This window comes from Glycomyces algeriensis, assembly GCF_027622855.1.
In the GTDB taxonomy this organism is placed as follows: Bacteria; Actinomycetota; Actinomycetes; order Mycobacteriales; family Micromonosporaceae; genus Glycomyces; species Glycomyces algeriensis.
Window position 1 is genome coordinate 74,108 of record NZ_JAPZVR010000013.1, and the last position, 14,522, is coordinate 88,629.

14 protein-coding genes are annotated in these 14,522 nt (G+C 69.7%); 2 read left to right on the forward strand and 12 right to left on the reverse strand.

The genetic code is table 11. The features are described 5' to 3' along the window. Positions 1–230: 230 nt before the first annotated feature. The 4 genes from O2L52_RS19825 to O2L52_RS19840 all read right to left on the reverse strand — a co-directional run bounded on the left by O2L52_RS19825 (position 231) and on the right by O2L52_RS19840 (position 2,712). Positions 231–911 carry a hypothetical protein gene (locus O2L52_RS19825; protein WP_270117686.1) on the reverse strand — a complete coding sequence of 227 codons (681 nt, stop codon included), beginning with the start codon at positions 909–911 and terminating at the stop codon, positions 231–233. Then, on the reverse strand, positions 911–1,735 hold the full coding sequence (locus O2L52_RS19830) for an ATP-binding cassette domain-containing protein (RefSeq protein ID WP_270117688.1): 825 nt from the start codon (positions 1,733–1,735) through the stop codon (positions 911–913). Before O2L52_RS19830 ends, O2L52_RS19825 begins: the two co-directional genes overlap by 1 nt. Then, positions 1,732–2,085 carry a PadR family transcriptional regulator gene (locus tag O2L52_RS19835; RefSeq protein WP_270117690.1) on the reverse strand — a complete coding sequence of 118 codons (354 nt, stop codon included), beginning with the start codon at positions 2,083–2,085 and terminating at the stop codon, positions 1,732–1,734. Before O2L52_RS19835 ends, O2L52_RS19830 begins: the two co-directional genes overlap by 4 nt. 138 nt (positions 2,086–2,223) lie before the next feature. After that, positions 2,224–2,712, reverse strand: a complete 489-nt coding sequence (locus O2L52_RS19840; protein WP_270117692.1) for a hemerythrin domain-containing protein — start codon at positions 2,710–2,712, stop codon at positions 2,224–2,226. Between the two features lie 71 nt (positions 2,713–2,783). Here O2L52_RS19840 and O2L52_RS19845 point away from each other — a divergent pair, with 71 nt between their 5' ends. After that, the gene (locus O2L52_RS19845; RefSeq protein ID WP_270117694.1) at positions 2,784–3,395 is read left to right on the forward strand and encodes a TIGR03086 family metal-binding protein; all 612 of its coding nucleotides are present in this window, start codon (positions 2,784–2,786) and stop codon (positions 3,393–3,395) included. A 433-nt stretch (positions 3,396–3,828) separates the two neighbouring features. Here the strand turns inward: O2L52_RS19845 and O2L52_RS19850 are convergent, their stop codons facing one another. From O2L52_RS19850 to O2L52_RS19885, 8 genes are read right to left on the reverse strand one after another with little or no spacing between them, the layout of a single operon-like run. Further along, positions 3,829–5,436: a long-chain-fatty-acid--CoA ligase gene (locus tag O2L52_RS19850; protein ID WP_270117696.1), complete on the reverse strand. Its 1,608-nt coding sequence runs from the start codon at positions 5,434–5,436 to the stop codon at positions 3,829–3,831. Positions 5,437–5,487: 51 nt separating this feature from the next. Further along, complete coding sequence (locus O2L52_RS19855) at positions 5,488–6,681, reverse strand: ROK family transcriptional regulator (protein WP_270117697.1); 1,194 nt, start codon at positions 6,679–6,681, stop codon at positions 5,488–5,490. Next, entirely contained in the window at positions 6,678–7,568 is an 891-nt protein-coding gene (locus O2L52_RS19860) for a DUF6807 domain-containing protein (RefSeq protein ID WP_270117698.1), read from the reverse strand. The genes O2L52_RS19855 and O2L52_RS19860 overlap by 4 nt, the downstream gene beginning before the upstream one ends. A 15-nt stretch (positions 7,569–7,583) precedes the next feature. Beyond that, positions 7,584–8,465, reverse strand: coding sequence for a DUF6807 domain-containing protein (locus O2L52_RS19865; RefSeq protein WP_270117700.1), 882 nt, complete (start codon positions 8,463–8,465; stop codon positions 7,584–7,586). After that, entirely contained in the window at positions 8,458–9,972 is a 1,515-nt protein-coding gene (locus tag O2L52_RS19870; protein WP_270117701.1) for a glycoside hydrolase family 43 protein, read from the reverse strand. The genes O2L52_RS19865 and O2L52_RS19870 overlap by 8 nt, the downstream gene beginning before the upstream one ends. A gap of 26 nt (positions 9,973–9,998) precedes the next feature. Next, a complete protein-coding gene (locus O2L52_RS19875; RefSeq protein ID WP_270117702.1) occupies positions 9,999–10,901 on the reverse strand; it encodes a carbohydrate ABC transporter permease in 903 nt (300 codons plus the stop codon). Positions 10,902–10,911: 10 nt separating this feature from the next. Then, positions 10,912–11,829 (reverse strand): carbohydrate ABC transporter permease, encoded by a 918-nt coding sequence (locus O2L52_RS19880; protein WP_344473735.1) that lies wholly within the window; start codon positions 11,827–11,829, stop codon positions 10,912–10,914. A 26-nt stretch (positions 11,830–11,855) separates the two neighbouring features. Continuing rightward, the gene (locus O2L52_RS19885; protein WP_270117704.1) at positions 11,856–13,193 is read right to left on the reverse strand and encodes an ABC transporter substrate-binding protein; all 1,338 of its coding nucleotides are present in this window, start codon (positions 13,191–13,193) and stop codon (positions 11,856–11,858) included. A gap of 200 nt (positions 13,194–13,393) precedes the next feature. On the opposite strand from O2L52_RS19885, the gene O2L52_RS19890 reads away from it, so the two are divergent. After that, positions 13,394–14,455, forward strand: a complete 1,062-nt coding sequence (locus O2L52_RS19890) for a pectate lyase family protein (protein ID WP_270117706.1) — start codon at positions 13,394–13,396, stop codon at positions 14,453–14,455. Positions 14,456–14,522 lie beyond the last annotated feature (67 nt).

Sequence of the window (14,522 nt, forward strand, 5' to 3'; positions counted from 1 at the left end):
CCCCCCCCCCCACCCCCTCCGGTGGTGCCACCCCCGGGGGCCGCCCGGCGGCGGGGGCCCCCCCCCCCCCCCCCGGGTCCGCTCAGGCATGGATCTGGCGAGCCCGATGGGACTCTTAGGGTCGCCTCGAAGACTCCGCGATCATCTGGGCCGCCTTCGGCTGCGTTGCGAGCGGCTTCGCCGGTCCGCTCCCGTCGGACTCGAGCCGGCCTGGATGCGAATCGCCCGGTTCAGGCGGGAGCGGGCTCCGGCGGAACGCTCGGTCGGAGTCTGACGACCGCCGCTGCCCAAGCGCCGCAGGCGCAGAGCGCGAATGCCGCGGCGAAGTGCAGCAGGCCGCGGTGCAGGAACTCGTCGCCTGTCGATTCGATCGCGTAGGTGGTCAGCTCGCGGGTCGACCACAGGGGCAGGGCTTTCGCCAGCGCGCCTTCGGGATCGGCGATCATCTGCGTCGCCATGATGGCCAGCAGCGCCAATGCGCCCTCCAGTTCGCGTGGAAGCGCGAGGCTCACGACCGCGCCCAGGGGCGCGGCGACGAGCACGGTCGTCCCCAAGAGCAGCGCGACCGCCCAGAGCCGCTCGACGTCCTGCGCCACCGCGACGAGGACGAGGTAGGCGCCGGCGATCGTGAAGCCGGTACCGAGGAGGGCGAGTTGCCTGCCGAGGAGTAGCGCCGTGGGCGAGGCGCCGACGACGGCCAGCCTCCGGTCGAGGTGGCGCGAGCCGACGTGTGAGAACAGGGCGAGTGTCGCCACTGCCCAGCCGACTCCGAGGGCGAGGAAGCGCACGGCCTGGCCCGGTTCGTCGCTCCGGGCGGAGTAGAACGCCAGGGGCAGGGCGATGACGAGCAGGAGCGCCGAGCGCCTGCGTGTGAGTTCGCGCAGGCTGGTCCCTGCGATCGCGAGCAGCATCAGCGGTCCTCCGCGCCTTGGAGTTCGAGCAGGTGGTCGACCTTGTCGAGGTCGTGGAGCAGGTGCGTGACGACGAGGACGCCGGCGCCCGCATCGCGCCATGCGTACACCTGGGCCCAGAGGTCCAGATAGGAGTCCTGGTCGAAACCCTGGTAGGGCTCGTCGAGCAGGATCAGGTCGGGTCGGCTGAGCTCGCCCAGGACGACGTTGAGCTTCTGCTGGGTGCCGCCGGAAAGCTGGGACGCGACCACGCCCGCCCGGGGCCGCCAACCGAGTCCGGCTGCGAGGTGCGCGCCGGTGGCGACGGCTTTGCGGGCGCCCATGCGGTGCACCGCGCCGAAGAGGCGGAAGTGCTCCTCGGCGGTGAGGTACGGGGCGACGCCGTGCTGCTGCGGGGCGTACCCGATGCGAGCGGTGCGCTCGACGACGCCGCTGGTGGCCTTGATGGTTCCTGCGCAGATGTCGAGCAAGGTGGACTTGCCGGCGCCGTTCGCGCCGGTCACGGCGGCCACTTCGCCCGCGTGCAGTGTCAGATCGACGCCGCGGAGGACCTCGCGGCGGCGGTACCGCTTCGTGACGCCGGTCAGGCGCAGGACGACCGGGCCTTTGGCCCTGGCGAGCGGCGCGTTCAAGGGCGCGGGTCGGGCGGCACGGGCCACCGCGGTCGCGTACGCCGCCGCAGGCCCGAAGAGCTGCGCGGGGTGGCGTCTCGCTGCGATCGCCTCGGCGCGGCTGTCCTCCGAGATACGCTGCGCCTCAATGGGATCGACGCCTTGGTCGAGCAGTATGCGGATGAAGGAGCCGTGCCATTCGTCGCCGGTCATGCGGTCTCCACCTCGGCGAGGTCAGCGCGGTCGGCGATGCGGTCCATGGCCTGGCGGAACTCCCGCCAGACGGCGACCCGCTCGTCGGCCGCGACCCGGCCTTCGGCGGTCAGCCGGTAGTACTTGCGTCGCGGCCCGACCGCCGAGGACACCCAGTCCGCCTGGACCAGGCCTTGCTTCTCCAGTCGCAGCAGCGACGGGTAGAGCGTGCCGCCGGGGATCTCCCCGAAACCCGACTCGGCGAGCCGCTGCGCGAGCCCGAGTCCGTAGTCGCGGCGTTCGCCCAGCAGGCACAGCAGGCAGAGGTCGAGGAATCCGTGCAGCCATTGCTGCCTCATCGCATCCAGCATGCTAGGTAGCCTAACTGACTACCGCTAGATAGAGAGACTGGGTACTAGGCTTCCGCCGTTCCCGTCCCACTGAATCCCACTCGGGTGGAACAGCAAAGCCGGTCGATCCGCTTGTGGATCGACCGGCCGAGCGGCAGATCAGGCGAGGTCGCCGAGGAGCTGACTCGGCTCACCCTCAAGAGAGAGAGCGTCCAGGATCGTGAGGAGTTGGTTCTCCTCGTACCGGAAGTGGGTCTCCATGACCGCGCCGATGCCGTCGAGGTGGCGGTGGAGTTCGTCGGGGTCGGCGCCGGAGTCCATGGCGGCGCTGAGCTGGCCGATGAGGTGCTCGAGCATGTTGTGGTCGGTCATGAGCTTCGCGATCACGGGCTTGAGTTCGGGATGTTCGGCGATGACCTGCGGGAAGAGCCCGCCGTCCTCGCTGCGGTGGTGGCCGCTGAGGGCCGAGCAGAAACCGCGGCAGAACAGGAGGAGATCCTGTCCAGTGGACGCTTCGAATTCGCCGTCGATGGAGCGGCGGGCGAGGTCGAGGGCCTTGCGGAGGCTCTGGTGGACGTTGCGGAGCTGGGTGCTGAACGCGACCAGGCGGTCGGTGTCGGAACTGATTGAGCTGTCTCCTTCGATCACGGCGCCGGCCCGGAGGCGGACGCCGCGAGCGATATTACCCGCGGGTGCCCGGGAGGCCTATGATCCGGATCATGACCGATCTTCTCCCTCTTCACCGCCAGACGATGACGATCGCGACCGCGGTCGTCCAACAGGTCCGCGAAGACCAGCTCCGCGCGGCGACCCCTTGCGCCGGTTGGGATGTCTCGCAGCTGCTCGCCCACATGATCGGGCAGAACCACGGCTTCGCCTCGGCCGCCCGCGGCGAGGTGTTCGACCCGGCCGCCTGGGCCGACCGGCCCGTCGCGACCGCGCCGGGCGAGGCCTTCGCGGCCTCGGCCGCCGAAGTCGTCGACGCGTTCACCTCTGAGGGCGCGCTCGAGCGGGACTGGCCGATCCTCGTGGGCGCCGACAAGTCCGTCCAGGTCGCCGGCAAGCAGGCCCTGGGCTTCCACTTCATCGACTATGTCGTGCACGCCTGGGATGTGGCCGTGTCGATCGGACTCCCAGTCGAGTTCGACGACGACCTTCTCGACGCGGTGCTGCTGCTGGCAGCGGAGGTGCCCCTGGACGGCCCGACCCGCAACGGTCCCTACGCGCCGTTCGCGCCGGCAGTCCCCATCGGCGCGGGCCAAGGCGACCTGGACCGGCTCCTCGCGATCCTCGGCCGCGACCCCGCCTGGAAGCCCGCACAGCAGCAATAAGTCGACTCAACTCAAACTCGTATGCCAACCACCCTCGCGGGAGTTATCCACAGGCAGCGAACTCGTTGTTGCCGCCTCGATGCAACCCATGACAGTGTTGATGTATGCGCAAGAACAGCAGCAACACCGCCCTCACCGCCGCTATCCACAGGGCGCTGTCCAGCATGGAACAGCACTGCCGGAAGTTATCCACAGGCAGAAACTTTCTGTTGCGGGTCAACTCCAAGGCGTGTCAGCCTTGATACAAAAAAGCCATCTGGCCTTGCGGGATGGCGGCGACACAAAGGGATTCGCGAACGTCGCCATACCGAGACCGCGCGCGGGAACCCACTCGCGCGCGGTCCCCGCACGGGCCACCCCTCCTCCGCGGAGGAACACCAGTGGGCGGCCGGACACACCAGCCCGGCCGCCCGTCAGTTTCACTGCCGCGGACTTATCCGCCGAAGAGCCGCTGGAGTTCCCGCTTGAGGATCTTGCCGCTCGGGCCGAGCGGCAGCGCCTCGACCAGGTGGACGACGCGCGGGTACTTGTACGCGGCGATCTTCGCCTTCACGTACGTGACCAGCTCGGCCGGGTCGGGATCGGCGCCTTCGACGGGCACGACCGCGGCGTGCACTTCCTGGCCGCGTTCGGGATGTGGCACACCGAAGACCGCCGCGAGGGCCACGGATGGATGGCGGGAGAGCACGGCCTCGACCTCGGTCGGGTAGACGTTGTAGCCGTTGCGGATGATCATGTCCTTCTTGCGGTCCACGATCTGGATCACGCCGCCCGCGTCGACGGTGCCCAGGTCGCCGGTGCGGAACCAGCCGTTCACGATCGCCGCCGCGGTGGCGTCGGGGCGGCCGAGGTAGCCCTTCATGAGGTTGTGACCGCGCACCACGATCTCCCCCAACGCTTCCGGCGGCAGCAGGTCGATGCGGTCCTCGGTCTCCGGGTCCGCGACCGCTATGTCGACGCCCCAGATCGATCTGCCGACAGTGCCGGGCCGGATCGGTTCGGACACGAGGTTGAAGCTGGCCACCGGCGAGGTCTCGGTGAGGCCGTAGCCTTCGTGGACCTGCGCGCCGTAGCCGGCTTCGAACGCCTCCAGCAGTGCGGTCGGCAGCGGCGCGCCGCCGGAGATCGCGTACCGCAGCGGCGGGCGGTCGGCGGTGCGGTTCGCGGCGGCGACCATCGCGGCGTAGTTCGTGGGCACGCCCGCGAACACCGTGGCCTGGTGTCGCACCAGGAGCGCCAGCGCCTCGTCGGCGTCGAACTTCGGCAGCAGGATGATCGCCGCGCCCCGCCGGAAGCCGGCGTTCAGCACCACCGTCTGCCCGAAGGTGTGGAAGAACGGGAGTCCGCCGTAGAGCACGTCGTCGGGCCGGTAGTCCCAGGTGTCGATGAGGCAGGTGTGGACCTGCTCGACCACCGCGAGGTGCGAGCCGACCGCGCCTTTCGGGGTGCCCGTGGTGCCCGAGGTGTACAGGATCGTGGCGGCGGCGAGCGGATGGACCGAGGCGTAGCGTTCGATCGGTTCGGCGGCCGCGGCCTCGTCTTCGAGGCGCGCAACGGGTTCGCCGTCGAGCTCGAAACCGGGCGGGGCGAGCACGGTGAGCAGCGGGACCCCTGCCAGCGCGGCCGCGGGGGCGGCTTCGCCGAGGAACGGGGCGGCGGCCACGACCAGGTCGACCTTGGCGTCGTCTAGGACGAACCGGATCTCTTCGGTCTTGAACAGCAGGTGCACGGGGACGACGATCGCGCCGAGTGCGAGGGCCGCGTAGTAGACGCGGGGGAAGTCGGGCACGTTCGGGACGATCATCGCCATCCGTGATCCCGGGCCGATGCCGCGGGCCGCGAGGGCGCCGGCGTAGGCGCGGGTCTGGTCCCACAAGGTGCCGTAGGTGATGGTCTGGTCCATGAAGTGCAGGGCTGGGGCTTCGGGGCGGCGGCGCGCGGATTCGGCGAGGATCGCGGCGATCGAGAGGGTCCCGTGGCCGGGGCCGTCGATTGCGGCGTCGTGTCGGGCGCCGTGGGGGGCGTCGGACTGGTGCGTCATTGCACGTCTCCTTCGTTCAGCGCTAATCCTGCCCTGCCGGGCGGGGTCGTGTCATCGTCCGGAGGCGAGCCATGCCGTGGGGTCGCGGCGGATGCGGTCGACGACGGCCATTGCGGCGCCGATCGCGGCGGCGTCGGGGCCGAGTGTCGCGGGGCGCACGGTGATCGGGGCCCAGCGGGCGGAGAGGACGCGCTGGTTGATCTCGGTTTCGACGCCGGTGATGAGCCAGGAGGAGAGGAGGGCGAAGCTGCCGCCGAGGAGCACGGTGTCGATGTCGAGGAGGTTGAGGACGTTGGCGATCGCGATGCCGAGGGCGGTGGCGGCGGTGTCGAGGGCGGCGATGGTCTCGGGGCGGCCGGCGTCGGCCCAGGTGAGGAGTGCGGCGTCGGCGGTGAGGCCGTCCGGGAGGGTCTGGCCGTCGAGGATGGCGGCGAGGCTGGCGTAGGTCTGGAGGCAGCCGCGTGAGCCGCAGCGGCATGGTTTGCCGTCGGGGTCGACGGTGACGTGGCCGAGTTCGCCGCCCCAGCCGTGGGAGCCGCGCATGAGGCGGCGGTCGAGGATGATGCCGGCGCCGATGTCGAGTCCGCCTGAGATGTAGAGGAAGTGGTCTGGGGTGGCGCGGTGGAGTTCGCCGCGGGCCGCGAGGTTCGCCTCATTGTCCACATTGGTGGGGAGGTCGAGGTGGCGGAGGTGTTCGGCGAGGAGCGCCCCCGCGTCGACGTCGCGCCAGTCCAGGGAGGGTGCGGTGCGGACGATGCCGTCGTCGGTCGGGCCGGGCACGGCGAGGGTGGCGGTGACGACTGTGAGGCCTTCTGCGGCTGCGGCTTCGGCGGCTTCGGTGGCCATGCGGCCCAGGCGTTCGAGCACGGCCGGGGCTTCGGTGTCGTCGCACGGCGCGTAGGCGAGGTAGCGCACTGTGCCGCTCAGGTCGACGACGCATGCGGCGAGGCCGTCGGTGCGGATGTCGAGTCCGAGTCCGGCGGGTCCGCTGCGGGAGAGCGTGAGTCCCATGCGGGGTCGTCCGGCGCGCCCGTCCGGGGTCGCGCCGGTCTCGGTGACGAGGCGTCCGGCGATGAGCTCTTCGACGATTCGGGTGATCGTGGGCCGGGTCAGGCCTGTGGCGGCGGCGAGTTCGGTGCGCGAGACGGGGGCGTCTGCGGCGAGCACGTGCCGGAACACGAGCTCGAGGTTCAAGGCGCGCAGGCGTTCCTGCCGGGCGGGGTCGTTGGAGCGCGCGGCGTTCATGCCGGGGGCCGCGCTGCGTCGGCGAGCGCGGCGGCCGCGTCCTCGGTCAGGTTGCCGTCTGCCACGACAGCGAGGATATGCCGTTCGATCTGCTGGCCCGGCTCGAGTACCAGTGGACGGTCCCATGTGAGCGATGAGCCGACGCCGAGGTAGTCGCGGGCGCGCACGAACCACCGGTCCTGGGCGGTGGTCGGGTCGGCGGGCACGAACAGCATCGTCCACATTGCGCCACTGCTCGTGCCGGAGACGCTGAGCCAGGGCGCGGTCGTCCCGTGCACGGCTCGGACTCCGGTCCCGGCCGGGCTCTGCACCCGTACCTGTCCGTTCACGGCCGGGCCGCGCCAGAAGAACCCGCCGTACCCGGCGCCGACGCGCCCGAGCGACGCCGGGCTGCGGATCGGCAGCGGCCGGTCGGTGGCGTTCGTGAGCCGTGTCTGCACCGAGAGCGTCCACGCCTCGGAGGACAAAGGGCCGCAGGCGATCGCGCGCCGCTCGCTCAACAACGCGGCGCCTTGCCCGTCGACCCAGTGCAGGGTGTGGGCCAGTTCCGATTCGGTGTGCCGCAGCCAGCGCCGGTGGCGCTGGGCGCCGTGGTCGTCGAGCCAGGCGGGGCCGTGCCCGGCGACGAAGGTGCGGCCGCCCCAGAAGTTGCGGCCGCCGATGTCCGGTGCGGCGATGCTGATCCCGAGCTGGTGCGTGTGCGAATGCGGCCGGGCGTCGGTCACCGTGGTGCCCGCGAGGGTGCGGACGGGGTGGAGGAAGGGGCGGGGCGCGGTGGAGGCGGGGAGGTCCGATCGCCACACGTAGTCGGCGACGTCGCGGCCCTCGACCTGGAGCCGGACGGGCTGGCCGGCGTCGAGTGCGCGGGCAGTGCCGGAGTGCTCCATTGCGGCTCCAATCACTTAGGCCTCGCGGGGTGCGGGGCTCGCCGCGACGGCGTCGACCAGGTCTTCGATCGCTCGCGGGCCGAGGTCGCCGTCTGCGACTACCGTGATGATACGACGCCTGGGGCCTTCCCCCGGGGCGGCCGTCAAGGGGGCGGTCCAGGCGAGCGCGGGGCCGGCGCCGAGGTAGTCGGCGCCGCGGACGAACCACGGGTCGCGTTCGGCCTGGCGGTTGATGAGGACGAGGGTCCAGGGCGTGGGGCCGCTGTTGCGGAATGCGAGCCAGGGCGCGGTCGAGCCGTGGAGGTGTTCGATGCCGGTGAGTCCGGGGCCGAGGACGGTGGTGTCGCTCTCGCCGCCGGGCGCGCGCCAGAAGAATCCGCCGTATCCGGCGCCGGTGCGGCCCTTGGCGCCTGGGCTGGAGATGTCGAGCGGTTCGGGTGTCAGGTTGTGTAGGGAGTACCGGAAGTCGAGTGCCCATGCGCGGTGGTCGAGGGGCCGGGCGGCGATGCGTCGCCGTTCGCGTAGGAGCATGGTCCGGTCGGGGCCGATCCAGTGGAGTTCGTGGGCGAGGACGGTGTCGGTCCGGGTCTCCCACCTGTGGTGGCGCTGCACGCCGTGGTTGGGGAGCGGCAGCGAGCCTTTGCCGTGCACGTAGGTGCGTCCGCCCCAGAAGTTGGCGCCGCCGGCGTCGGGCACGGCGAGGCTGACGCCGAGGTGGTGGAGGTGGTCGGGCGGCATCGCTTCGGTCACGGCGGTGCCTGCGAGGGTGCGCACGGGGTGCAGGAAGGGTCTGGGCGACAACGTGTTCGGTACGTGCGGTCGCCAGACGTACTCGGCGACCGTGCGCCCGCCGAGCATGAGCGGCACGGTCTGTACGAGGGTGTTCGGGTCATGCATCGGTGTCCGCCGCAGTGACGCGCACGGCGTCGAACGAGGCGGAGCCCTCGCCAGTGGCGAACAGGCCGAGCGCGGCCCCTACCCAGCGTCCTTCGGTGGCTTGGAACGCCTCGCCGACCGGCTGCGTGGCCTCGCCGGGCAGGTGCGCGAAGAACTGGCAGCGGCCGGTGGCGTCGACTTCGACGCCGACCGTGACCGCAGGGGCATCGAGCGGGAACGGGCTGCCGTTGTCGTGCGGCGGTTCGCCGTCCTGGGCGGTGCGGCAGGTGACGACGGTGCCGTTTTCGGTGCGGGCCAGGCCGATCCAGGCGTAGTCGTCGCCGACGACGGCGAGACCGGCGGTCGCACCGGGTTCGGCGTCGAGGCGCATGGTCGTCTCGGCCCGGCACCCGCCGTCGGGGAGGCGCTGGCCGAGGAGGTTCGGGAGGAACCGCAGGTCGGGATCGACATGGGGGACGCAGGTCAGTGTGAGGCCGGAGCCGGTTGCGGCCCAGCCGGGTTTGGGGTTGGCCTGCCAGGCCCATTGCGGGCCGATGCCCGTGGCGAAGTCGTCGGAGGTGGCGGGCGCGGCGGGCGTCTCGCCTTGCAAGGGCTTGGGGTGCACGGTGACCGGGCGACCCTTGTCGCCGATGACGGGCCAGCCGTCGTCGTCCCATCGCATCGGCTGGAGGTGGACGACGCGACCGAACACGCCCTTGTCCTGGAAGTGCAGGAACCAGTCGTCGCCGCCTTGAGTGGTCACCCAGGCGCCCTGGTGGGGCCCGTTGATATCGGTGTCGCCCTGTTCGAGGACGATGCGCTCCTCGTATGGGCCGAGGGGGTTGCGGGATCGGAAGGCGGACTGCCAGCCGTCCGCGACGCCGCCGGCGGGGGCGAAGATCCAGTACCAGCCGTCGCGTTCGTAGAACTTGGGTCCTTCGAGGGTGCGGTAGCCGGGCAGCTCGTCACCGTCGATGACCACGGCGCCCGCATCGAGGAGTTCGGTCGCGTCCTCGCTCATGCGGTGCACGGTGAGGCGGTTGTTGATGCCGGCGCGGCTCTTGGCCCAGCCGTGCACCAGGTACGCCGAACCGTCCGACGCCCATAGTGGACAAGGGTCGATGAGTCCCTTGCCGCCCTTGAGGAGGTGCGGGGTGGTCCACTTCCCCGCCGGGTCTTCGGCGCTGGTGACGAAGAGTCCCCGGTCGGGGTCGGGGTAGACGATCCAGTACCGGCCGGCGTGGTGGCGCAGGGCCGGGGCCCAGACGCCGCCGCCGCGCTGCGGCGTGCGGAAGTCGGCTTCGGGCACGAGCCGGTCGAGGGCGTGGCCGATGATCGTCCAGTTCACGAGGTCGCGGCTGTGGAGGACCGGCAGGCCCGGCACGCGGTGGAAGCTCGAGGCGATGAGGTAGTAGTCGTCGCCGACGCGGATCGCGTCGGGGTCGGACCAGTCGGCTCGCAGGACCGGGTTGCGGTAGGTGCCGTCGCCGTTGTCGGCGGTGCTGTGCCGCAAGAGGAAATGGCTCAAGGTGTTCCTGTTCGTGGTGCGGGCCGCTATTTGAGGCCGGTGGTGGCGATGCCTTTGACCAGGTATTTCTGCCCAGCGATGAAGAAGCCGATGATGGGCGCGAGGGAGAGCACCGACATCGCGAACATCTGGCCCCACTGGGACTGGCCCTCGGAGTCGATGAACTGGCGCAGCGCGAGCGGCACGGTGTACAGCTCCGGGTCGGTCAGGTACAGGAGCGGTCCGAAGAACTCGTTCCACACGGAGATGAACGTGAAGATCGCGGTGGTCGCGAACGCGGGGCGGCACAGCGGCAGGATGATGCTCCAGAAGGTGCGGAACGGTCCGCAGCCGTCGATGCGGGCCGCGTCGTCGAGCTCCTGCGGGAGCGAGCGCATGAACTGCACCATCAGGAAGATGTAGAACGCGTTGGTGGCCAGGAAGTTCGGGACCAGGAGCGGGTAGTACGTGTTGAGCCACCCGAGTTTCGCGAACAGGATGTACTGCGGGATGAGCAGCACGTGCCCGGGGAGCATCATCGTGCCGAGCATGAGCGCGAAGAAGAGCTTGCGGCCGGTGAAGTTGAGGCGCGCGAACCCGTACGCCGCGAGGGAGCAGGAGAACAGGTTGCCGACGATGCTGAGCACGACGATGATGATCGAGTTCGAGAAGTAGATCCCGAAGTCGTACTCGAGTGCGTTCCAGCCCTCGGTGTAGTTCGACGGGCTCCATTCGGCCGGCCACAGCGAGAGGTCCTCGAAGATGAGGCCGTTCGGTTTGAGCGAGCTGGAGACGAGCCACAGCAGCGGGTACATCATGACCAGGCCGATGACGCACAGGATCACGTGGCGGGAGAAGCGGCTCTTGCGGGTGCTGCCGAACCGCTCGATGAGCGCGTCGGCGTCCTCATTGGGTTTGGCGGCCCGAGGGGTTTGCAAGGTCTGAGACATGGGTGGGACCTCAGCTGTCGTAGTTGACCCAGTACTTGGCGGTGAAGAAGGTGATCGCGGTGAACACGGCGATGATCACGAGCAGCGTCCAGGCCATCGCCGAGGCGTAGCCCATGTTGAACTGGCCGAAGCCCTGCTGGTAGAGGTACAGGTTGTAGAACAATGTGGAGTTCGCCGGTCCGCCGCCGCCGTTGTTCATGACGAAGCCCTGCGTGAACGTCTGGAACGAGGCGATGAGCGACTGGATCAGGTTGAAGAAGATGATCGGGCTCAGCAGCGGCAGGGTGATGGAGCGGAACCGCCGCCATTTGGAGGCGCCGTCGACGGCGGCGGCCTCGTAGTACATGACGGGGATCTGCCGCAGCCCGGCCAGGAAGATCACCATGGGCGAGCCGAACGTCCAGATGTGCAGGATGATCAGCGTCGTGAGGGCGTAGTCGGGGTCGGAGGTCCAGGAGATCGCGTCGATCCCGAACCAGCCGAGGAACGCGTTCACGATCCCGTCGAACCCGAACACGTAGCGCCACAAGAGGACGACGGCGACGCTCGCCCCGAGGAGCGAGGGCAGGTAGAACACGGCCCGGTACCAGGGCAGGCCCCGGATGCCGCGGTTGAGGATCATCGCCACGCCCAGGGCGGCCGCGAGCGAGAGCGGCACGGACACGAACGTGTAGACGAACGTGACCTTGAGGGACTTGAGCAGCACTGGGTCGCTGAACATGTCCGCGAAGTTCTCCAGGCCGATCCACTTCGGAGCGTTCAGCAGGTTGTAGTCGGTGAACGCGAGGTAGAGCGACGCGAAGAACGGGACGATCGTGAAGAGCATCCCGATGAACCAGGGCAGCAGGAACAGGTAGCCGGCGCGGTCTTTGCGCACCCCCCTGCGCCGCTTTGTCTGCGGCGCAGGAGGGGCGACCGCCCCCGGCATGACGGCGGTCTCGGTCGACGTGGTGGTCACCCTTCGATCGCCGCCGTGGCCTCGGCGATGAACTGGGCGGCCCCGTCGGCGGGCGACTGGCGGCCGAACTCGACTTCGACGGCGATGACGTCGAGGAAGTCGGCGATCGCGCTGCCGCCGGGCGGGTACGTGTAGGAGCGCGGCAGGTCCTCGCCCTGCAGGCCCATGAGGTACTCGGTCGCGGTCAGGTCGTCCGGCTCCAGCGAGTCCTTGATCTCCTCGGCCACGGCCGAACTCGCGGGCACGCCGCGGGTGGTGCCGGTCGCGAGCGAGGCCTCCGGGTCGTTGGTGAGGAAGTCGAGGAGCTTCACGGCCTCCTTCGGGTGCTTCGAGGCCGCGGCCACGGACCACAGGTGCGGGCAGTCAACCGATTGCCCGCGCCGGACTGCCTGCGTCTCACCGGGAATGCGGAGGAGCGCGAGGGTCCCGCCGCAGGCCTCGTTGTAGCCCAGGAAGTTGTTCGTCGGGATGATCTGCGACGCGAGCTTGCCCTGCGCGATGTACGACTGGTCGGCGCCGCCGCCGATCTCCTCGAAGAAGCCCGCGGGCGGGTAGGCGCCGGACCGGCGCATCCCGTCGGCCAGGTTGAACCAGGCCTCCATCGTGGCCGCGGTGACCCCGAGCTTCCCGTCCTCCGTGAAGAGGTCCTCGCCCTGCTGGCGGACCCAGACCACGAGGTTCTGGAGCGTCTGCACGTCGTAGCCGGTGCCGTAGACCTCCTGGCCGGAGGCGTCGCTGATCGCCTGCGCGAAGGCCGCCAGGTCGTCCCAGCTCCACGTGTTCCCGTCCGGGACGGCCACACCGTACTGCTCGGCGAAGTCCTTGCGGATCACGAAGCCGACCGCGTTGAGCCCGGCCGGCACCCCGAACACGCTGCCGTCCACTTCGGCCAGATTGGCCGCGTTCTCGCTGAGGCCGCTCAGGTCGATGTCGTCGGCGTACTCGTTGAGGTCCAGGAGCGCGCCCCGGTCGGCGTACTCGCGCAGGGAGTCCATGCGCATCGCCATGAGGTCCGGCGCGTCGTTCGCGGCGAAGCGGGTCGCGAGCTTGTCCTGGTACGGACCGGAGTCCTGGTACTCGACCTTGATCGTGATGTCCGGGTTGGCCTCCAGGAAGACGTCGAGCGCCGCCTGGGTCTTCTCGGCCCGGGTGGCGTCGCCCCACCAGACCATGTTGAGGGTGACGCCGTCACCGCTCTCGTCATCACCGCCCCCGCCGAAGCCGCGCCCGCAGGCGGCGAGCCCGGGGACGGCGGCCAGGCCGAGGCCGGAGAGCTTGAACAGGTTGCGGCGGTTGAGCTCCGAATTGGAGGCGGGGGGTCGTTCAGTGGTCACGCTGGTGGTCCCTTCACACGGACGAGGGGTCGGGCCATCGATCGGACTCGATGAGTGGGACCAGGCTAGGACCGCGCACGGGGTTATGTCAAGTCATGAAAAAAATTAAATGGAAGTTTCGGCAACCCATTGACGCAAATCGATGACCGTGCTTAGGCTGGGCCCTGCAGACGCCCACCCTCCACCGATAGGAGCGTCACATGAACCCTTCCGAGACAGGGCTTCAGCGCCGCCGGAGGCTGCGCCGCGCCCTCGTCGCGGCCACTGCCGCCGCGGGCCTGGTGCTCGCCGGGCTCGTCACCGCCACCGCCCTCCCGGGCGCGAACGCCGTCCCGCCGAGCCGCCCCAAGCAGGGCTGGTCCGACACGGCCGACGGCTTCGCGTCTCTCCCCGGACTGGGACGCGGCCCCACCACGGGCGGCGCCGCCGGCGAGACGGTCACCGTCGACACCATGGAAGAACTCAACCGCTACGTCACGGCCGCCGAGCCGTACGTCATCCAGGTCGCGGACGCGATCAACATCGACCCCAAGGGCACCGAGCTCAAAGTCGCCTCGAACAAGACCATCATCGGCGTCGGCACCGCGGGCGAGATCGTCGGCGGCGGGTTCTTCCTCGGCACCGGCGTCCACAATGTCATCATCCGCAACCTCACCATCCGCGACACCCTCATGCCCGAGGACGACCCGGACGACAAGGACTTCGACTACGACGCGATCCAGCTCGACACCGCCGACCACATCTGGATCGACCACAACACCCTCACCCGCATGAACGACGGGCTCCTCGACAGCCGCAAGGACACCACGTTCCTCACCGTCTCCTGGAACCGGTTCTTCGACAACAACAAGACCTTCGGGATCGGCTGGACGCCCAACGTGACCGCGCAGATCACCATCCACCACAACTGGTTCAAGAACACCGTGCAGCGCAACCCGAGCGCCGACAACATCGCGAACCTGCACATGTACAACAACTACCTGCAGAACGCCTCCGCGTACGGCAACTACGTGCGCGGCGCGACCAGCGCGGTGATCGAGAACAGCTACTACGAGGGCACGCACAACCCGTACTACACCGTCGCGGGCGAACTGGTCCAGCGCGGCAACATCACCGTCGACTGCACCTGGGACGACGTGATCCGCGAGCAGGGCGACGCGTTCGACCCCCGCGACTTCTACGACTACAAGGCCGATCCGGCAGCCGCCGTTCCGGCGCTCCTCAGCGAATTCAGCGGACCGCAGCCCGAGATTGGGACCTGAGCTGCCGGGGTGCTCCTAGATAGACACCGCCGTTGAATTCGGCGGCGGCCCCCCGGGGGGGGGCCCC